This is a genomic window from Sphingomonas sp., assembly GCF_031361285.1.
Taxonomy (GTDB): Bacteria; Pseudomonadota; Alphaproteobacteria; order Sphingomonadales; family Sphingomonadaceae; genus Sphingomicrobium.
In genome coordinates, this window is sequence record NZ_JANMCO010000105.1 from 1 (window position 1) to 20,546 (window position 20,546).

General features: G+C 63.6%; 15 protein-coding genes. 7 read left to right on the forward strand and 8 right to left on the reverse strand.

Annotated features, from left to right (window positions below; genetic code table 11):
- From RMO25_RS09745 to RMO25_RS09765, 5 genes are all read right to left on the reverse strand, one after another.
- A partial coding sequence (locus RMO25_RS09745; protein WP_309662410.1) for a 3-oxoacid CoA-transferase subunit A occupies positions 1 to 451 on the reverse strand: 451 nt, incomplete at its 3' end.
- The gene (locus RMO25_RS09750; protein WP_309662411.1) at positions 448 to 2,022 is read right to left on the reverse strand and encodes an aldehyde dehydrogenase family protein; all 1,575 of its coding nucleotides are present in this window, start codon (positions 2,020 to 2,022) and stop codon (positions 448 to 450) included. The genes RMO25_RS09745 and RMO25_RS09750, both read right to left, overlap by 4 nt.
- The gene (locus tag RMO25_RS09755; RefSeq protein ID WP_309662412.1) at positions 2,019 to 3,224 is read right to left on the reverse strand and encodes a P1 family peptidase; all 1,206 of its coding nucleotides are present in this window, start codon (positions 3,222 to 3,224) and stop codon (positions 2,019 to 2,021) included. Before RMO25_RS09755 ends, RMO25_RS09750 begins: the two co-directional genes overlap by 4 nt.
- On the reverse strand, positions 3,221 to 5,302 hold the full coding sequence (locus RMO25_RS09760; RefSeq protein WP_309662413.1) for an FAD-dependent oxidoreductase: 2,082 nt from the start codon (positions 5,300 to 5,302) through the stop codon (positions 3,221 to 3,223). The genes RMO25_RS09755 and RMO25_RS09760 overlap by 4 nt, the downstream gene beginning before the upstream one ends.
- Positions 5,299 to 6,630, reverse strand: a complete 1,332-nt coding sequence (locus RMO25_RS09765) for an aspartate aminotransferase family protein (protein ID WP_309662414.1) — start codon at positions 6,628 to 6,630, stop codon at positions 5,299 to 5,301. Before RMO25_RS09765 ends, RMO25_RS09760 begins: the two co-directional genes overlap by 4 nt.
- 1,372 nt (positions 6,631 to 8,002) lie before the next feature.
- On the opposite strand from RMO25_RS09765, the gene leuC reads away from it, so the two are divergent.
- Positions 8,003 to 9,436, forward strand: coding sequence for a 3-isopropylmalate dehydratase large subunit (leuC, locus tag RMO25_RS09770; RefSeq protein WP_309662415.1), 1,434 nt, complete (start codon positions 8,003 to 8,005; stop codon positions 9,434 to 9,436).
- Positions 9,433 to 10,062 (forward strand): 3-isopropylmalate dehydratase small subunit, encoded by a 630-nt coding sequence (leuD, locus tag RMO25_RS09775; protein ID WP_309662416.1) that lies wholly within the window; start codon positions 9,433 to 9,435, stop codon positions 10,060 to 10,062. The genes leuC and leuD overlap by 4 nt, the downstream gene beginning before the upstream one ends.
- On the opposite strand, the gene RMO25_RS09780 is transcribed toward leuD, so the two are convergent.
- Both RMO25_RS09780 and RMO25_RS09785 read right to left on the reverse strand, forming a co-directional pair.
- The gene (locus RMO25_RS09780; protein ID WP_309662417.1) at positions 10,059 to 12,629 is read right to left on the reverse strand and encodes a TonB-dependent receptor domain-containing protein; all 2,571 of its coding nucleotides are present in this window, start codon (positions 12,627 to 12,629) and stop codon (positions 10,059 to 10,061) included. The genes leuD and RMO25_RS09780 overlap by 4 nt on opposite strands.
- A 35-nt stretch (positions 12,630 to 12,664) precedes the next feature.
- A complete protein-coding gene (locus RMO25_RS09785; protein ID WP_309662418.1) occupies positions 12,665 to 12,925 on the reverse strand; it encodes a hypothetical protein in 261 nt (86 codons plus the stop codon).
- Between the two features lie 89 nt (positions 12,926 to 13,014).
- On the opposite strand from RMO25_RS09785, the gene RMO25_RS09790 reads away from it, so the two are divergent.
- Positions 13,015 to 13,674, forward strand: a complete 660-nt coding sequence (locus tag RMO25_RS09790; protein WP_309662419.1) for a GntR family transcriptional regulator — start codon at positions 13,015 to 13,017, stop codon at positions 13,672 to 13,674.
- Here RMO25_RS09790 and RMO25_RS09795 read toward each other — a convergent pair.
- Positions 13,644 to 14,294 carry an isochorismatase family protein gene (locus tag RMO25_RS09795; protein ID WP_309662420.1) on the reverse strand — a complete coding sequence of 217 codons (651 nt, stop codon included), beginning with the start codon at positions 14,292 to 14,294 and terminating at the stop codon, positions 13,644 to 13,646. The two genes, RMO25_RS09790 and RMO25_RS09795, sit on opposite strands and share 31 nt — an antisense overlap.
- 68 nt (positions 14,295 to 14,362) lie before the next feature.
- Between RMO25_RS09795 and RMO25_RS09800 the strand changes: the two genes are divergently transcribed.
- Genes RMO25_RS09800 through RMO25_RS09815 form a run of 4 tightly spaced genes read left to right on the forward strand, consistent with a single transcriptional unit; the run spans position 14,363 to position 20,410 of the window.
- A complete protein-coding gene (locus RMO25_RS09800) occupies positions 14,363 to 15,301 on the forward strand; it encodes a hydroxymethylglutaryl-CoA lyase (RefSeq protein WP_309662421.1) in 939 nt (312 codons plus the stop codon).
- The gene (locus tag RMO25_RS09805) at positions 15,298 to 17,340 is read left to right on the forward strand and encodes a hydantoinase/oxoprolinase family protein (RefSeq protein WP_309662422.1); all 2,043 of its coding nucleotides are present in this window, start codon (positions 15,298 to 15,300) and stop codon (positions 17,338 to 17,340) included. Before RMO25_RS09800 ends, RMO25_RS09805 begins: the two co-directional genes overlap by 4 nt.
- Positions 17,340 to 19,214 carry a hydantoinase B/oxoprolinase family protein gene (locus RMO25_RS09810; protein ID WP_309662423.1) on the forward strand — a complete coding sequence of 625 codons (1,875 nt, stop codon included), beginning with the start codon at positions 17,340 to 17,342 and terminating at the stop codon, positions 19,212 to 19,214. Before RMO25_RS09805 ends, RMO25_RS09810 begins: the two co-directional genes overlap by 1 nt.
- Positions 19,214 to 20,410, forward strand: a complete 1,197-nt coding sequence (locus tag RMO25_RS09815; RefSeq protein WP_309662424.1) for a CoA transferase — start codon at positions 19,214 to 19,216, stop codon at positions 20,408 to 20,410. The genes RMO25_RS09810 and RMO25_RS09815 overlap by 1 nt, the downstream gene beginning before the upstream one ends.
- Positions 20,411 to 20,546 lie beyond the last annotated feature (136 nt).

Consider the following 20,546-nt stretch of genomic DNA (forward strand, 5'->3'; position numbering starts at 1 on the left):
CGGCACGCAGCCATGTCTCCCGAACATAGAGCTGACCCGCAAATTCCTCGTGCGGCTTCCCCTCCGCAACGACCGTCCCGACGCCGGTCCGCGTGTAAAAAGCGGGGATCCCCGCCCCGCCGGCCCGGATCCGCTCGGCCAAAGTGCCTTGGGGGTTCAACTCCAGTTCCAACTCGCCGGAGAGATACTGCTGCTCGAACAGCTTGTTCTCACCAACATACGAGGAGATCATCTTGCGGATTTGGCGGCTCTCGAGCAGGTGCCACAGGCCAAAGTCATCGGCACCCGCATTGTTTGAAATGACTGTGAGGTCCTTCATTCCGGACGCCTTGATCTCCGGGATCAGGCTTTCGGGATTTCCGACCAGGCCAAAGCCGCCGGACATGATTGTCATCCCGTCGTGCAGGAGGCCGTCGAGTGCCGCCCGGGGCGAGTCGTAGAGTTTGTTCACGGCGAGCCGAAGATCGTGTGGCTCTGCTCGCGCATGAACTGCGGTACGTACCAGCTGCCGAGGCCGCCCTTGCCGGTGGTTCCCGAACCCTTCCAACCGCAGAAGGTCTGGAAGCCGGGCCACGCGCCGGTCGTCGCGCCGCTGGCGCGGTTGGCATAGAGCACGCCAGCTTCGATGGTATCCAGGAAGCGATCGAGCTCGGCTTTGTCTTGCGTGTAGATGCCCGAAGTCAGGCCGTAGGCGCTCAGGTTCGCGTCGGTGATCGCGTCCGCCAGATGATCGAACGGTAAGACACTCAGGAACGGCAGGAACAGCTCGTCGCGGTTGATTCGATGCTCGGCGGGTAACCCCGCGACGATGGTCGCTTCGACATAAGGGCCACGGTCGAAGATCTCTCCGGCAAGCTGTTGGCCGCCGAGCAAGATAGACCCGGCGGTTGCGGCCTCTGCAGCCGCCTGAGTGAAGCGGTCCAAGGCGGCCCGGTTGATGACCGGCCCGATGAACACGTCTCGCCGCCGGGGATCGCCGACCAGGAGCTTGTTTGTTGTATCGGCAAGGACACCCAGAAAGTCGTTCATAATGTCTCGGGCAACATAGACCTTCGAGAGGGCGCTGCATTTCTGCCCGGAAAGTCCGAAAGCCGAGCGCGCGACACCGGACGCTGCGACGGACAAGTCCGCGCCCGGGGTCACGAAGGCCGAGTTCTTGCCGCCCATTTCGGCGAGAACAGGGCGCATCGCCTGCGACGATGCTCCGTTCCGGAGGATCGTCATGCCGACCGCGTTCGACCCCGTGAAGGCGAAACCGTCAACGTGCGGATTTCCGACCAGTGCCTCGCCGGTCTCGCGTCCGCCTTGCACAAGGTTGAGCACGCCAGGCGGCACCCCTCCCTCGATAAGCGCCTCGACAACGAGTCGCCCGGTCAGTCCTGCCGCATCGCTCGGCTTGAAGACGGCGGTGTTCCCGGCAACCAGCGCCGCCGACATCATTCCGATCGATAGCGCGACCGGGAAGTTGAACGGCGCACTTACTCCAAAGACGCCATAGGGACGCATCAGGACACCGCACCGTTCGGCGGACGAGGCGCCAGGACGCTCCTCGCTGAAGCCGTCGGTGCGCTCTATCTCCGTGCAATAGTGGCGCACGAGGTCGATCGCTTCCTCGACTTCGCCAACCGCCTCGAAGCGAGACTTACCGACTTCGACGAGGCAGGCGACGGAAACATCCCACTTGCGCTCTTCGAGGATGTCGGCGCCACGGCGAAGGATATCCACACGACGCGCCCAACCCATGTCGCGCCAAGCCGGAAAGGCCGCTCGGGCGGTCATCACGGCTTCGTCAACCAGTGCCGCGTTCGCTTGCGGAAACTCGCCGAGTACGATGTCAAGGTCGATTGGGCTTCGGGCGACGACGACATGGCCTTCGGTCCTATCGCGACCGCCAATGAAGGCCGGGCGACTTTTTCCCAGAAGACGCGCTTCGGCGTCCGGAATCACAGTGTCGAGATGCGCGTGGACACCGGAAAAGTCCTCGCCCGTATTCGAGTAAGTGACGCGCGGCAGATCGTTCATTTCGTAATACTCTCGAGGCGATTGTAGCGCTTCAGGATCGCGCGAAGCTCGTCATGCGGAATCCCGAAGAAACGGGCGCCGTTCGCGCCGTTCATGGTCCGCGCCGCGACAAGTGCGTTGACAATCGCCTCCTCCGTCGCTTGCGTGGCCGCCTCGAAAATAGGGTCGATCCTGGCGTTGGCGATCGGAGTGATCGGGCTCGGTCTGTCCTGATCCTCATGGTTCACTTCGCCCGGCGCGGTCGAGAAGCTCAGCATCAGGTCGCCCGATGAGTTGCCAGAATAGGACCCGAGGCGCGCAAGGCCCATGGCTGCGCGGCGGGCAACGCGATTGAGTTGCTCTGGCATCAGTGGCGCGTCCGTTCCGACAACGATTATGATCGATCCCTGATCCGGCGGAGTTTCGCCTCGGGAGCCGTCGGCCGTGCAAGGCTTCAACCGACCAGCGCTTGCCGCGACCTTCGGGTCGAAGCAGGGCAGCCAGCGTTTCGCGAGTGCCTGCCCGACCGGCGCACCGGCTATGCGAAGCACCTTGCGATCACCCGTGTTGCACTGGACTATCACGCCGACCGTATAGCTCTTTCCTTCGATCGAGACGACGCGCGACGCCGTGCCGATGCCGCCCTTGAAGCCGAAGCAGACCATGCCGGTTCCGCCACCGACACTGCCTTCCTCGACTGGACCAGTCTTTGCATTATCGAGCGCCGCTACGGCCGTCTCGCCTGTGATGTGAAAGCCCTCGATGTCGTTCAGATAGCCGCTCCAGGTCTCGGCTACGACCGGCCAGGTTGCGGCGCCAAAATGCTTCGACGTCCATTGCTGGATGCCCGCATAAACCTGGCCGATCGCGTTCGTATCGCTGATGCCTATTGGGCCCTGCACAATTCCGAAATCCTCGAGATAGCTCCTGCCGGTCATTTCGCCGTTGCCGTTGAGATCGAAGAACCCGCCGTAGACCGGCCGTGGGTCGGCATGGCCCCTGGGGAAGATAACCGTGACCCCCGTCCGCACTGGGCCGACCCCGACCTTCAACGCGCCTTCACCCTCAATCAGCGTTCTCTGGCCGATTTCGACACCCCCAACATCCGTGATGGAGTTGAGGCGGCCGGGCACTCCTTCGAACGGAATGCCGAGGTCGCGCGCACGCGCACTGACCTGGGTTGCGACCAACGCCAAGACGAGGAGCGGGGCAGCATTCCTCATAGTGTCGGCTTCACTCGGCCGGATTCGATCATTGGCAACTCGCGGGGGATGAGCGTTTCTGGCGCCTCATCGAGCTCGCGCGCCCATTTGTGGCCGGTGTAAACCGCCTGCTGAATGGTGCTCGGCGCCCAGCAGTCGCCGATCCGCGTTACCGAGGCGATGCCCGCGCTTTCCCAGCGATCACGCACGTGTTCCAGCTCCGAATAGAGCGCATCGACTGGCAGTCTTGCGGTGACGGTCACCAGCGCGGCCGCCGACATTTCAGTCTCGGCGCCGGTCAAACCGCTTACGAGCCGCACCCGGCCGTCGGCGAATCCGACGACGCTTGTGTACGTGATCACCTCAATCCCGAGCCGGGCGATCCGCTTCGCGATCGGCAGGGCTTCAAGCGTGTTGACCGTCCATGCTGAAACCATTGCGGCCGGGGTTACGATTGTGACGTCGAGCCCGGCGGCACGGCAGAGCTCGGCGAGGACTCCGCCCATGTAATAATGGTCGTCGTCCCAGATGATCACGGGCCCCTGGGTTGGGACACGCCCCGACATGAGATCGTCCGGCGTGTAGACGGCAAGAGCGTCGAACCCGGAAACTGGAAAGCCGGAATCGCGACCGACGCCGTCGCGGCGCCATGAAGCGCCCGTGGCGATCGTCACGTGTCGTGCGCCGAACTCCAGCACGTGCTCGGCCTGGATCTGACTGTCGAAATAGACGGAAACGTTCGGCATCCGGTTGAGCTGGGTGACTCGCCAGTCGCGCACGCGCGCCCATTCCGCAAGGCCGGGAAGGCTGCTTTCGCGGCAGACGCGTCCGCCGAGTTCGGTTCCGGCCTCGGCGAGATGAACCTCATAGCCTCGACGCGCGGCCGAAAGTGCCGCCTCCAGCCCCGCCGGCCCCGCACCCACCACAAGCACCGACGCATCCGTTTTCTTCGGCTGAATGATCTCGGGGTGCCAGCCGCGACGCCATTCCTCGCCCATCGTCGGATTCTGCGTGCAGCGCAGGTTGGTCGACGTGTAATCGCTCGACACGCACATGTTGCAACCGATGCATTCGCGGATTTCGTCGATCCGCCCCTCTTCGATCTTCTTCGGAAGAAACGGATCGGCGATCGAGGGCCGTGCGGCGCCGATAAAGTCCAGGACGCCGCGCCTGATCTGCGAGACCATCGTGTCCGGCGAAGTGAAGCGCCCGACGCCAACGACCGGCTTGCTCGTCAGCTGCTTCACAAAGCTGGTATATTCCTCCTGGAACCCTTCCTTGGCGAAGCGCGAAGTCTGACTGTCGTTCGGCCAGTTGGAAATGTTGATGTCCCACAGGTCAGGCAGTTCGGCGAGCATCTCGATGACGTCGCGCGATTCCCCATCGTGGGTCAATCCGGCCTCACCGATCAGCTCGTCGGCGGCGAAGCGGACCGCTACGGCGCAGCGGTCACCCACCGCCTCCTTGGTATCTTCGATCAGCTCGCGCAGAAGGCGGGCACGATTTTCCAAGTTTCCGCCATATTCGTCGATTCGGTCGTTCTTGCGACGCTGGAGGAATTGCTGCGCGATCGAAAGGTCGTGAGTTGCATAGACGTAAACGATGTCGAAGCCCGCCTTCTTCGAGCGGATCGCGGCGTCGCGATGCCATTTACGAAGATCGCGGATGTCCTGCTTGTCCATCGCGCGCGCCTGCACCGGGTAATTGTATATGATCGGGCGATGGGACGGAGCCATCGGCGCAAGACGCGTTCCCCAGTTCGCCACTGATCCACCATGATGCATGATCTCGATCGCGGCGAGCGCGCCATGCTCGTGCACTGCGTCCGCCATGAGAGCCATGGCCGGGATATCGCGATCATCCCATAGCCGGCCTTCGTGGAATGGCTCGCAATCAGCTGTCGGATGGATTTCCGTCTCTTCCGTGGCCACAACCGCCCAACCGCCTTCGGCCTTGATGCCGCGCAGCCGGGCGAGCGCCTCCGGTTGTGTCCAACCCATCCCGGTGCAGTGAGGCACCTGGTAAAAGCGGTTGCGCGCCGTCACGGGACCGATGCGCACCGGCTCAAACAGGATGTCGTAGCGCGGGTCGCGGGTCATGTCGGCAGGATCGCGTCAAAGGTTTCACCGAGCAGGCTGACGATCATGTCGAGCTCATCGTCGGTGACGTTGTACGGGGGCGCGAGCAGGATATGGTCCCCAAGCCGGCCGTCGATCGTGCCGCCGCCGGGATAGATCAGCAGGCCGCGCTCGAATGCATCGGCTTTCGCGCGCTGATGCAACGCGAGCTCTGGAGAGAACGGAGACTTGGTCGAACGATCAGCCACGAGCTCGATGGCCTGAAGAAGCCCACGGCCACGAATGTCTCCGACATTGGGATGGTCGCCAAACCGGTCGCAAAGCAGCGCCATCAATCGTGTTCCCGCAATCTGCACGCGCTCCATGAGCGACCCTTGCCGGATAACGCGCTGAACGGCGAGCGCGGCGGCACAGCCGACCGGATGCGCGTTGTATGTCTGCCCATGTTTGAGCGCTCCCGAACCGCGAGCGACCGTATCATAGACCTCGTCAGTGCAAATTAATGCACCGATCGGCTGGTAGCCACCACCCAAACCCTTTCCGAGCGTCACGATATCAGGAACGACGCCATCCTGATCGCACGCGAGAAAAGAGCCGGTCCTGCCCGCACCGGACATGACCTCATCGAGGATCAGCAGGACGCCGTGGCGGTCGCAGATCGAGCGGACCTGCTTGAGATAATCGCCGACGGGCGGAACGGCGCCAGCCGTGGCGCCAACGACTGTCTCCGCGACGAAGGCGATGACGCTATCTGGACCGAGACGGAGGATCTCCTGATCGACCGCATCCGCCGCCCTGCGGCCATAGTCTTCCGGGCTCTCTCCGGGCTCGGCGAAGCGATATTCGAAGCAGGGATCGACGAGAGCGACGTCGATCAGGAGAGGCTGGTAAGGCTCGCGCCGCCATGCGCTTCCTCCCACCGCGAGCGCGCCGAGCGTATTGCCGTGGTAGCTCTGACGTCGTGCGATCACGCGGTTACGACCAGTATCGCCGCGCTCGAGATGGTACTGGCGCGCAAGCTTCAAGGCGGCCTCGATTGCCTCGGAACCGCTACTTGTAAACCAGACGCGGCTGAGAGAGCCTGGCGACATTTCGGCAATTACGTCAGCCAGCTCTTCGGCAGCTTCGGTCGTGAAGAAACCGGTGTGAACATATTCCAGGCGCGCAGCCTGCTCGGCGATCGCAGCGACGACGTTAGGGTGGCTGTGACCAAGGCAGGATACGGCTGCTCCGCCGCAGGCATCGATGTACCGTCGGCCTTCGGCGTCGATCACGAATATGCCTTCACCGCTTATCGCGACCGGGGGGCAAGCCATGGTGGAACGGTGAAAAACGTGCTCCGCGGTCATTTGGTCAGACTAACCGCGGCGGCGGTGGGTTCAATGCTCTGGCTGTTTAATTCACGCTGAGGCCCAGTGCCGGACAAAACGGAAGACCGCATAGCTGCTGCCCCTCTGCGAGACGCAACGGATAACACAGTCGATGCCCCGGGACGAATGTTCACCCAACAATGCGTTTTCGTTGAGCCAGCCTTTGCGGCCCGAATGTCCGGAATGGGTCGAAAGCGGACATTAAGGCTGAAGCTTGAAATCGCTCGCGCTGGGTCGTCAGATCGGCCCTCCGCGCGCCATGCGACCGGGCCACGTCCGCGAACTCCGGATGCTCGTCTCGGTAGCCAGTCACGGCCGGCCTTGGCTCGCCCGCCCCGCTAGTCTCGGCAAGTGGGGGATGGGGGCAGAAGCCGAGCAACCTTTCCCCCAGGGAGGCGAGGGCAGCGTTCTTCGCCGGTTCATCCCCCACCTTCCCCCACCTGCGCCTAGTCAATAGATTTGGTTTCGTTGGTCCGGATCTCGGGTCTGAACCCGCCACCTATCTCGACCGTTCACGCGCTTGGGATCACCGTAATGCTCCCGCAGCACGACGCCATTCCGGCTTGAAAGACCGGCGGTCGACTGCCCGCAACATTTACGAGGCGAACGGCGTATCCGCGTTTTGAGGCCAGGCCATGCGCAAACTGACGCTCACCGTCATCGGCCGACCACTGAGTTAAAATCACCCAAACCTTACCCAACTGCGGGTAAAGGGTTTACCCGCTTTGCGAAGGGATTCCGCCAATGTCCTTGTGGAAGGGCTGGTGCCGCTTAGGTGACTCGAACACCTGACCCCATCATTACGAATTTTAAGCCTTTGATATTGAACTACTTTTAAGGACATTAAACAAACCTGAATTCACTCTTGATCTCCGACGCTTGCCGTAAGCGGGAGTTCGAGGCCGCCCGCACGACTTTGAAGCAGGCGCCCTACTACTGCCCTATTAAGTGCGGTCCTCCACGAAAAGCCACCAATCTTTTCGGGATGGGTCAATGTCCGCATTCGACCCATAGCGGACATTGGGCTCCTGGCAGCTCTGCGCCCATTTCGGACGCAGCCGGTCGACTGAATGATTCCCGAAAGCGGTTGTTCGTTCAGGATTGGCCGAGGCGGCGGATTAGCCCAGGTTTATGGCGATGCCGGCCTTAACGGACAGGCCCTTGAAAGCTTGGGACAGTCTGTCGCGCTGCAAGATCCAGTGCCGTCAAAATCATAATCGTCCTTTGTTCGACGCGCTGCGTGGCACCTCAGGGTTCAAAGAGTTGGTTCGGAGAATCGGCTGATCGCGACACGCCGGCGCGGTTGTAATTCTGGCCTGTACCGGTAGGGCCTGCTAACTCCGCAGGTAGAATGCCGCCCCTTTCAGACATCCAGCCTCGGACGCTCTACCGCAAGATCTGGGATGCGCATGCGGTGGCACCGGTCGCGGGCGACGACTGGCTGCTCTATGTTGATCGCCACCTTGTCCACGAACTGACCAGCCCGCAGGCGTTCAACGGCCTTCGTGCGAGCAAGCGCGGGGTGCGGCGTCCCGACCTGACACTGGCGGTTGCCGATCACAACGTTCCAACCCGCCGCCGCGCCGAAGGGATCGCGGGGATCACCGATCCGGCCAGTCGCGCGCAGGTCGGAATGCTGGAGGACAACGCCGCTGCATTCTCGATTCCCTATATTCCGCTGACCAGCGCCATGCAGGGTATCGTCCATGTCATTGGCCCCGACCTCGGCGTGACGCAGCCCGGCATGACCATCGTGTGCGGCGACAGCCACACCGCCACCCACGGCGCGTTCGGGGCGCTGGCATTCGGCATCGGCACGTCCGAAGTCGAACATGTCCTGGCGACCCAGACCCTGGTCCAGCAGCGTGCGAAAACCATGCTGATCAAGGTGCGTGGCGCGCTTGGCTTCGGGGTCACGCCTAAGGACCTGATCCTTGCAATCATTTCGCGGGTCGGCACGGCGGGGGCGACCAATCATGTCATCGAATATGGCGGCGAGGCGATCCGCGCGCTCGACATGGCGGGGCGGATGACCGTCTGCAACATGTCGATCGAGGCGGGAGCGCGCGCCGGTTTGATTGCGCCCGACGCGACGACCTTCGACTGGTTGCGGAATCGACCGCTGGCGCCGCGCGGGCCGCTGTTCGAGCAGGAATGCGCACGCTGGGTGGCGCTCGCCTCCGATCAGGGCGCTACCTTTGACCGCACTGTCGAAATCGACGCCTCCGACGTCGCCCCGATGGTCAGTTGGGGTACAAGCCCCGAAGCTGTGACGACCATCGCCGGGCGAACGCCGCGGTTGGCGGAGATTGGTGATCCCGCGCGGCGCGACCAAGCGCGGTCGATGCTCGATTATATGGGGCTGCAAGAAGATGTGCCGCTGGCCGGCATCGAGATCGACCAAGTGTTTATCGGCAGCTGCACCAACGGCCGGCTGGAGGATCTGCGTGCCGCCGCCGCGGTCATTCGTGGCGGGCATGTCGCGGCGGGTGTTCGCGCGCTGGTCGTGCCGGGCTCCGGAACGGTAAAAGCCGCCGCCGAGGTCGAGGGGCTCGACCGCATCTTCCTCGAGGCGGGGTTCGAGTGGCGTGACGCCGGCTGTTCAATGTGTATCGGGCTCAACGAGGACCGGCTTAGCCCCGGTCAACGTTGCGCGTCTACGTCCAATCGCAATTTCGAGGGCCGGCAAGGTCCCGGCAGCCGCACCCATCTTTTGTCGCCACCGATGGCCGCCGCCGCCGCCCTGGCCGGGCGGCTTGTTGATGTCCGCACGGGCCGGGGATGACGCCATTCATTCGCCTCGAAGGCATTGCCGCCGCGCTTCCCGTCGCCAATCTCGACACCGACCGGATCATCCCCGCCGCCTATCTGTCCGGCGTCAGTCGCGACGGCCTGGGAGCGGGTCTGCTGGCGCCGATGCGCTACGATGCGGAAGGCAAGGAAAAGCCCGATTTCGTGCTCAACCAGGTCCCGTGGCGCGACGCCCGGATTCTGGTCGCACGCGAGAATTTCGGCTGCGGGTCGAGCCGAGAACATGCGCCGTGGGCGCTGCTCGATTTTGGCATCCGCGCCGTCATCGCGCCAAGTTTCGCCGAGATTTTCCACAATAACTGCATCAAGAACGGGATATTGCCGCTGACCTTGCCTTCGGCGACCGTCGATGAGCTTATGGCGCAGGCGGCGCGGCCCAACGAGGCGCGGTTCGCGATCGATCTGGAAGCGCAGCAGCTGCGTGACGGCTGTGGCCGCATCCGCGATTTTGCCATCGATGCCGGGCTACGCGGCGCCTTGCTCGAAGGCCTCGACGAGATCGGCCGGACGTTGCGGCTAGCCCCTGCGATCGACGCCTATGAAGCTGTTCACCCGGATGTTCCGCCGATCCCGTTGTTCAGCGAGTGGGGCGCCACCTAGAATTTCACCGCGAGCTCGGCGCCGATGATCCGTCGCTCGCCGGGTGAGATGAACGACCCCCCGAACTCGATCGCCGGTATCACTTCATTGAGATATTTCTCGTCGAACAGATTGCGGGCAAAGCCGGTCACCTTCCAGTTGGCCCCCTCGACCCCGGCGCGGAGATTGACCACGCCGAAGGCGTCGCGCCGAGCCGCCCCGAAGTCGGCATTGCCGAATTCGGCCGGAAGGAAGCTGACCGCGGAAATCGGGATCAGCCCGGTGAAGAGCGTCGGGCCTATCTGGTCCTGCACGGTCGAGAACCAAGTGGGCCCAGTTAGTCGATAGTCAGCGCGCGCAAACAGTTTCATCGTCGCGCTCACCGGCACTTCAACCTGCGTCCCCAGGTTGAGTGTGTAATCGGCGGTATAGGGCGACTTGTTGCCCACCGTGTCGGGCCGCGAGCTGTTCTTCTTGATCTTGCTGTCGGTGAAATTGACGGCGCCGAAGACCGACCAGCCCTCGACGATGCGCGCGTTAAGGTTGAGTTCGACTCCTTTCACGTCGACTCGGTCGATGTTCGATACCACGCGGAGCAGCCCAAATCCGCCGACGAAAAATTCAAAGAACTGCATGTCGCGGATGCGGGTGTAATAGCCAGCAAGATCGTAAGTCACGTGGCCGCCGAGCAGTGACCCCTTGGTCCCCACTTCGAACGCGCTCGACCGTTCCTTGCGATATTGGTCGGAAATGACGACGTCGGCATCGATCGTGCCGGGGGTTACACCATCGTTAAAGTTGGCGTTGACGATCGCCGCTGACCCCTGGTTGTTGAATCCGCCCGATTTGAAGCCCACGCCCCAGTCGGCGTAGATGTTCATGTTAGGCTGCGGCTTGTAGCTCAGCGCCAGCTTGGGCTCGAGCATCTTAAACGACTTGGACCCGTCCTGAATCGGGCCAAACGCCTGGCCGGGATTGATCGGGCCGCCGGTGATCGGGTCGGTAGCCACCGGCACTCGGTTCGATACCGCGCGATCCTCGATGTCATAGCGCAGCGCCAGGCTGGCCTTCAACTGGTCGGAAAAGGCGTAGTCGGCCGAGGCGAAGGCGGCGTAGACGTTGGTCTTGAACTTGTCGGCGAACAGCTGCGACGTCGGATTGGTGCTGTTTGGCGGGTTGTAGAGGTTCTTGATCACGCCCTGGCCCAGATCGGCGCCCAGGCTGACCCCGACCAGCCGGTCGATGTGGAGATAGTATGCGCCCATCTGCCAGCTGAGCGGCCCCGGAGAGTTCGACACCAGCCGCACTTCGCCGCTGAAATCCTTCTGGTTGCGTACCTGGTACTGGGTGCCGTCGCAGGTGGTCGGCGAATAAGCGCCAAAGGTCGAGCCCGTGACCGGGTCAAACAGGAACGGAACGGGAGTCGCGCCGATGAAGTCGGGCTGATTGACCGGAAAGCCGGTCAACGCCGCGGTGGTCGCGAAGCACTGGTTCATCACCGCGAGATTGACGGCGTTGGGCGGGGCGCCGAGCGCGGGCGCAATATAGCGCGCGAAATCCGCCGAGGTGCCGTCGGCGACAAGGTCCTGCTTGATATCGGAATAGAGCGTCCAGCCGATCAACTTCACCGCGCCGAAGTCATGCTCTACCTTGGCCGACGCCTCGATCGTGCGCTGATCGTTAGTTGGCCGAATGTTGGAATAATAGCGGAACGGATGATCATCGACCTGCTCGTTAAACGCCGGATTAAACGCCCCGAAGGCAGGCAGATGGAAGGATGAGTTGAAGTTGATCGATGCGCCGCTGAGTTTGGCATAGCGTGCCTTCAGGTCGATCTTGGTGGCGGGACCCAGATCGGCGACGAACCTCCCGTCGATGCCGAAATTCTTCTGGTCGTCGACGGTCTTCGAATCGAGGAAGATGTTGCGGTAGAAGCCGTCGGTTTTGCGGTAATTGGTCGAAATCACGAACCCGGCGCTATCTGACACTGGTCCGGCCAGATAGGCCGAGCCTTCAAACGTGTTGTGCGATCCATAGCTTCCCCTTGCCCCGCCTTGCAGCCGATGTCCCGGAGCCAGCGTCGAAATGACGATCGCGCCCGCAGCAGCGTTGCGGCCATAGAGCGCGCCTTGCGGTCCTTTGAGCACTTCGATCTGGCGCAGCGTGCCCTGGTCCTGGTTCAACTGCGCGGTGTTGGTTTTCAAGATTCCGTCAACCACCAGCGCGACCGAGCTTTCGGCGTCGCGCGCGCCGTTGATGCCGCGAATGTTGATCTGCGTGTCGCCAGCCTCTGCCGTTCCGGTGACGATCGTCACACCGGGTGTCAGCTGGACGAACTGATCGGCGGTCTTGATGCCGGTCACTTCCAGCGTCTTGGCGGTGAGCACGGTGACCGATGCGGGCACGTCGAGCAGCCGCTCGTTCTGCCGCCGCGCAGTGACGACGATGTCGCTCGATGCATTGTCGGGCTGGCCGACCGTCGTTGCCGCGGGCTCGGTCACCGGGTCGGCGGCCTGCGCCAGGGCGGGCGTCGTCAAAAACGCGCCCAGCGCGCATCCGGCGGCGAGAGTCACGCGAGTGGTCGTCATCGTCATTCTCCTGTTCTTGTGTACGGCCCGCCCTTTCAGGCGAGGACGTTCGCCCCGCTTATGTAGACATAAGCTTCCTGGACCCGCCTATCGCAAATCCGCCAGAAATTGGTGTTGCGAAGGCCATTGACGCTGCAGTCACGGCCGGTCAGCGCCGCTCCACAGGTGACGGCGGAAAACTCAGGCCTAGACCAGGGCGCGACCAAATCGGCAGGCAGCCGCTGAGCGTGGGTGGCGCCCCCGGCTGCATCCATTGCGATCGGTACGATGACCTTGATTCGGCGCTCGTCGGGCATCAACCCTCCCCCCTGGCCATGTTATTGTATACAAAACAGTCGCGTCAAGCACTGTCTTTTGTCCCGAGTTTGCTTATGATGGACCGCAGATGACCCGGGCCACCGACCACGCTTATTCCGAAATCCGTAGCCTGATCCTGTCGGGAGACGCACCGCCGGGATCGGCGCTGAAGGAGGAGCAGCTCGCCGAAATCTGCGGCGTGTCGCGGACTCCGGTACGCGACGCATTACGCCGGCTGGAGGCGGAGCTTTATGTCGTGCGGTCGGAAAGCCAGCGCACATTCGTCGCCGACTGGAGCCGCGCCGATGTCGAGGAAATGTTCGCGTTGCGGGCGATGCTGGAAGCGCATGCGGCGCGGCGCGCGGCGGAGCGGATGACGGGCGACATGCTTTACGAGATGCGCGCGTGCAATGCGGCGATCGAGCGTGCGGTCGGTCTGGCCCAGCCCGATGTCCACCAATTCCTCGACAGGAACCGCGACTTTCACGCGATGATCATCGCAACCGCCGACTCGCCGCGGCTGGCGGCGACGCTATCGACCCTGGTCGAACAGCCGATCGTGCGCCGCACCGCGCTTCATTACCGCCGCGACCAGCTAGCCCAGTCGGCCAACGAACATCGCGAATTGCTGCAGGCGTTCGTGGCTGGCGATCCCGAATGGGCGCACGCGGTCATGACCAGCCACATCCGCCGCGCCTTTCACGCCTTTTCAAACACTCAGAGAGACGGCGACAGAGAGGAAATATAGGCCAGCGCCCGATCGGTCGTGACGATGTCGGCATATTTGGCGCCGAGGTCGAACAGGTTCGATTCGTGAATTTTGGGGTCGCGGTCGCCGCACGCGTCGCCGACCACCAGCGGCGCGAATCCGTGGCACAGGGCATCGGTCGCAGTGGCGCGCACACAGCCCGAAGTGGTGAGCCCGCTTACCAGTACCGTGTCGATACCGAGCGCATGCAGGCGGTCGGCGAGATCGGTGCCGAAGAAGCCGCTCGGAAATTGCTTGGTGATGATCAGCTCGCCGTCGCGGGGCATCAATTCCGGCGTGAACGCGCCCATCGGATTACCGACTTCCCAGGCGGCAAGCCCGGTGATTTTCTTGCGGAACAGCCGCGCCGGTTCAATCTCCCGATCGAGCGGATATTCGACGCGCGTAAACACGACAGGAATGCCGCGATGACGGGCGGCATCGGCGAGCTTCGCGGCGTTCGCTCGAGCCGCCTCGACCGGCGCGCGCAGCGGCGAGGCTTCATCGAAATAGCAGCGCGCGAAATCGACCAGCAACAGCGCCGGTTTCTCGCCCCACGGCAGGCTGCCGCCGAACCCGGCGTCGGCATAATCGCGGGCAATCTCGCCGTCGTCGCTCATCGTCTTGTTCCGAATGGGCAAAGGCGGGACGCTATACAAGCGCCAACGCGCTTTGTATACAAAATGCCATGAGCGAGAGGCGCGTCCAGATCGTCGAGGTGAGTCCGCGCGACGGGCTTCAGAACGAACCGGCCGAGCTGTCGACCGGCGACAAGCTGACGCTGATTGAGCGATTGGTCTCGATCGGGGCCAAGCGAATCGAGGTGGCGAGCTTCGTGAATTCGCGCAGAGTGCCCAAAATGGCTGACGCCGAGGCAGTGGTAGCCGGGCTACCCGAGGCGCCGGGGGTTGAATATATCGGCTTGTGCCTCAACGAGCGCGGAGTCGAGCGGGCGATCGCGGGGAGTAAGGCAAGCCGGCGCGGGCTCGACCAAATCGGCTGCGTGATGGTCGCCACAGATAGCTTCGGCATCGCCAACCAGGGCCAGACGGTTCTCCAAGGATTGGCCGCCAACACCGCGATGATCGCGCTGGCCAAGACGGCTGGCCTATCGGTCCAGGTGACCATCTCGGGTAGCTTCGGCTGCCCGTTTGAAGGGCCGGTGCCCGAAGTCCGCGTGCTCGATATCGCCGAAACGCTCGCCGCGGCAGGCGCGGACGAGATCGCCTTCGCCGACACGATCGGGGTCGGGGTTCCTGCCCAAGTCACGTCGATGGTCAAACGAGCCCGAGAACGGCTCGGCGACCTGCCGATACGGGTCCACCTCCACGACACGCGCGGCATGGGGCCGGCCAATGCCTGGGCGGCCTATGAAGCCGGCTGCCGCATTTTCGACAGCGCGCTGGGCGGCCTAGGCGGCTGCCCATTCGCGCCCAACGCCAAGGGCAATGTCGCGACCGAGGAACTGGCCTATCTGTTCGGGCGCAGCGGGATCGAGTGCGGGATCGATCTTGACGCCGCGCTCGCCGCTAACCGCTGGCTGGCCAACACCATGGGCAAGGCCTTGCCCAGCCGCGTCGGCCTGGCCGGCGATTTCATTCCATCCCAATCACGGGAGCATGCATGAGTTATCGCCTGGGAGTCGATGTCGGAGGCACTTTCACCGACCTTTTGATCATCGACGAGAAGAGCGGGCGCACGGTCCGCGACAAAGTCCCATCGACCCCACATGACCCGTCGGAAGCGGTGATCAATGGTGCGCGCGCCTTGTGCGAACGGGCGGGGATCACGCCGAACGAGCTGACGCTGTTCCTCCACGGCACGACGGTCGCAACCAACGCCGTGCTCGAACTCAAGATCGCGCGCGTCGGCCTGATCGTCACCGAAGGCTATCGCCACATATTGCAGATCGCGCGAAGCCTGGTGCCAGGCGGGCTTGCTGCCTGGATCGTGTGGCCCAAGCCCGAACCGATGGCGCCGCTGGAGGCGACAATCGAAGTGCCCGAACGGATCGGCGCGGATGGTGCGGTGGTGCGCCAGATCGACGAGGCGGCGCTGCGCGCCAACATCCGGCGTCTCAAGGAAGAAAAGGTCGAGGCGGTCACCGTTTGCCTGATCAACAGCTATTTGAACGACGTGCACGAGCGGCGTGTGGCGGAGATCGTCGCTGAGGAAATGCCCAACGTGCCCGTCAGCATCTCGGCCGACATCCTTCCCGAAATGCAGGAATATGAGCGGGCGTTGACCACCGTCGCCAATTCGGCGGTGCGCCCGACCGTGTCCAAATATGTCGGCAACCTAGAGCGCGAACTGCGCGGCTGGGGAAGTGAGGCGAAACTCAACCTGCTACGATCCGATGGCGGGCTGATGAGCGCGGACAAGAGCCGCACCGCGCCGGTCAACCTGCTGATGTCGGGACCGGCCGGCGGAGTCGCTGGCGCGGTGTGGATCGCCAAGAATTCGGGTCATCCCAACGTGCTGACGCTCGACATGGGCGGCACGTCGACCGACGTCGCGCTGATCGAGGATCATCGAGCACGCCTGCGTCGCGAAACCAGTGTCGGGCATCTGACCGTGCGCGCTTCCTCGCTCGACGTGAGGACGGTTGGCGCGGGCGGCGGGTCAATCGCCAGCGTGCCCGAACTGACCAAGGCGCTTCGCGTCGGGCCGCAGTCGGCGGGCGCGGTACCGGGGCCGGCCGCCTATGGCCGCGGCGGCAACTTGCCGACCGTGACCGACGCCAATGTTGTGCTCGGCTATCTGCCTGAAAATTTGCTCGGCGGGACGTTCAAGCTCGACCGCGAGGCGTCGCGGCGCGCCGTCCAGACGATCGCCGACGCGCTCGGCATTTCGCTGATGGAAGCGGCGGCCGGGATCGTGTCGATCGTCAACGAGACGATGTATGGTGCGCTGCGTCTGGTTTCGGTCCAACAGGGGTACGACCCGCGCGAATTCGCCCTGATGGCGTTCGGCGGGGCGGGTCCCCTGCACGGCAACGCGATGGGCGTGCTGATGGGCAGCTGGCCGGTGATCATCCCGCCCTCGCCTGGCGTGCTGTGCGCCTATGGCGATGCGACCACGCGGCTGCGGGTCGATGCGCAGCGCAGCTACAACAAGATGGTGACCCACACCGACGACGCCGAGGTTGGCGCGGTGATTGAGGAAATACTGGCGCATGTCGGCGCCGAGCTGGCGACCGAGGGCGTGCCGGTCGCCGACCAGGAACATCGCGTCGAGATCGACGTCCGCTATGCGGGGCAAGCGTTCGAAGTGCCGCTCGATTGCCCGACCGGCACGACCATCGCCGAGTTGGTCGAGCGGTTCGATACAGAGCACAAGCGATTGTTCACCTTCAACCTCAAGGTGCCGCAGGAAATCGTCAACATTCGAGCTGTTGCGCTGGGCAAGGCGGCCAATGTCAGCGCCGAGCGGATCGAGGGCGGCGGCGGCGATCCTGTCGCGGCCAGGCTCTACGATCACAAGGTGTGGATGGACGGGCGCGAGCAGGACGCGGTGATCTACGACCGCGCCAGGCTGCGCGCCGGCGACACGATACGCGGGCCGGCGGTGATCACCGAGATGGATGCGACCACGCTGGTACTGTCGGGCCACCGCGCGCTGGTCGATGCGGTCGGCAATATCCTGATCAACCCGGAGGGACGTTGATGCCTGCCCAGATCATCCAGCAGAACGATACGCCCTTCGCCAAAGCGGCGATCGACCCGGTGACACTCGACATCATCGAGAATGCGCTGCGCAACGCTCGGATCGAGATGGACGCGACGCTGGTCCGCACCGCCATGTCGCCCGGCATCCGCGAGCAGGGCGACGCCTTCCCGCTGATAGCCGACCCCGACGGCAAGATGATCGTCGGCCAGTTTGGCAGCTTCATCGATGGCTTCCTGAAGGGCTTCGACGGGACGATCGAGGAGGGCGACATGATCTTCCTGTCCGACCCCTACAGCTGCGAAGGCGCGGTCAGCCATTCGAACGACTGGCTGGTGCTGCTGCCGGTCTATCGCGACGGGCGGCTGGTCGCCTGGACCGCGATGTTCGGGCATCAGAGCGATATCGGGGGCAAAGTTGCCGGATCGATGCCGATCGACGCGCGCGCCATATTCGAGGAAGGGGTACGCATCCCTCCGGTCAAGATCTGGGCGAAGGGCGTCTACAATGAGGATCTGATCAAGCTGGTGATGCACCAGACGCGCAAGCCCGACTGGTGCGCGGCGGATTTGAACGCGCTGATCGCCTCGTGCCGGGTCGCGGCGCGGCGGGTCGATGAAATATGTGCGCGGTTCGGCGAGGATGTTTACGTCTCTGCGACGCGCCTGCTGCTCGAGCGCAATCACCGCGCAATGAAGACGCTGATCGAGAATTCGATCGGCACCGAACCGGTCAGCTTTGAGGATTATGTGTGCGACGACGGCGTTGGGTTCGGCCCCTACAAGATCGCCTGCACCATGTGGCGCGAGGAGTCGAAGGTGATTCTGGATTTTGACGGCACCGATCCGCAATCGGCCGCGTCGATAAATTTCTACTTGAATGAGAACATGTTCAAGATGTTCTTCGGCATCTACATGATCATGGTCTTCGACCCGCAGATCATGTTCAACGACGGTTTCTACGACCTGATTGACGTGCGGATTCCGGAGGGGTCATTGTTGAAGCCGCGCTACCCCGCCGCTTTGTCGGGCCGGACCCATGCACTGGGGCGGATTTTCGATGTCCTCGGCGGGCTGCTCGGCCAACGGACGCCCGAATTCCTGTGCGCGGCGGGGTTCAGTTCATCGCCGCACCTGATGTATTCGGGCCGCGACGGACGGCCGGGCAAGCGTGGCGACTGGTTCCAGCTTTTCCAGATCGGCTTCGGCGGTATTCCGGGAAAACCGTTTGGCGACGGCCCCGACGGGCACAGCCTGTGGCCGGGCTTCACGAACGTGCCAAACGAATTCCTCGAACGCTATTTCCCGCTCCGGATCGAGCGGTATGAGGCGATCGCGGACTCAGGCGGCGCGGGCAAGTTCCGTGGCGGCAACGGCATCTTGATGACCTACCGCTTCCTCGCCGCCGGGTCGGTGTCGATCCACGACGACCGCTGGTTCACCTACCCGTGGGGCGTCAACGGCGGCCGGCCCGGCGAACGGGCGCGCAAGATCCATGAGAAGGCCGACGGGACGAAAACGGTTGTTGCTAACAAGCTCGACAGCCTGGCGGTCGAAGAGGGCGACATGCTGCACTTCATCACCTGGGGCGGCGGCGGATGGGGCGACCCGCTCGAACGCGACCCGGCGTTGGTCGCGCGCGAAATCCGCCAGGGTCTGGTCAGCGCCGAAGGGGCCAAGGCCTATGGCGTGGTTGCTGACGCCGACGGTCATCTCGACGAAGCCGCGACCGAGCGATTGCGGGCGGAATTGAGGGGCGCGGGCAAGGACAATGCGCTGTTCGATCGCGGCGGATCGATCGACGAATTGCGCGCGCGCTGCCGCGACGAGACCGGGCTAGAGCCGCCGCGCCCGCCGGTCTGGGTTGCCGCCTGATGGACGGCACCAACCGGGGTCCGCTGAAGGACATCCGTGTGGTCGAGATGGGCCAGCTGATCGCCGGCCCCTTCTGTGGACAGTTGCTCGGCGACATGGGCGCCGAGGTGATCAAAATCGAACCGCCCGGAAAAGGCGACCCGATGCGCGACTGGGGCCGCGGCGAACATGCGCTGTGGTGGGAAGTGGTGGCGCGCAACAAGAAGTCGGTGACCGCCAATTTGCGCGAAGCCGAGGGGCAGGAACTGGCGCGGCGGCTGATCGCCAAGGCCGACATATTGATCGAAAATTTCCGGCCCGGCACGCTCGAAAGATGGGGCCTGTCGCCCGAGGTGCTACACGCCGACAACCCCGGCCTGATTATCGTTCGCGTATCAGGCTATGGCCAGCACGGGCCCTATTCGGATCGTGCCGGGTTTGGCGGGATTGGCGAGGCAATGGGCGGCTGGCGCGCGATCGTCGGCGACCCCGACCGCCCGCCGAGCCGGATGGGCGTGTCGATCGGCGACAGCTTGGCCGCGACCTATGGCTGCATGGGCGCGCTCGCCGCGCTCCACCACCGAGACCGCACCGGCGAGGGGCAGATCGTCGACAGCGCGCTGTACGAAGCGGTGCTGCAGGTGATGGAAAGCCTGGTCCCCGATTACAGCGTTGCCAACTATGTCCGCCGCCGGTCGGGATCGATCCTGCCCGGCATCGCGCCATCCAACGCCTATGCCTGCAAGGATGGCGATTATTTGATCGGCGCCAACCAGGACACGGTGTTCGCCCGGCTGTGCGAGGCGATGGGGCAGCCCGAGCTGGCGAGCGATCGGCGCTTCGTGGACCATGTCGCGCGCGGCCAGAACCAGGGCCTGCTCGATGCGATGATCGACGACTGGACCCGCGGCCAGACGATGTCGGAGGTCGAAGTGCTGATGATCCGCCACGGCATTCCTGCGGGTCGGGTCTACACTCCGGCGGAGATGCTCGACGATCCGCATTTCGCCTCGCGCGAGGCGATCGTCGACGTGCCCCATCCACGCTGGGCGGGACTGAAAATGCAGAACGTCTTCCCGCGCCTGTCGAAGTCGCCCGGCGCGATCCGATCGATCGCGCCGCAAGCGGTCGGCCAGGACAGCGAAGAGATTTACCGGACTTTGCTCGGCCTGGAGGGCGAGCAACTCGACGATTACCGCCAGCGCGCAATCATCTAGGGGCGGGCAGCAGCGATGGTTCCGCGACACTTCGCTGGGCGAGCTCGACCGGAGCAGGTTTCGCTCGCCCGCGCGCGGCCGTACTGGGTGGGTGCGGATGGGTGTCACCCCAGGCTCCAGGCTTAGAAACTGCCGT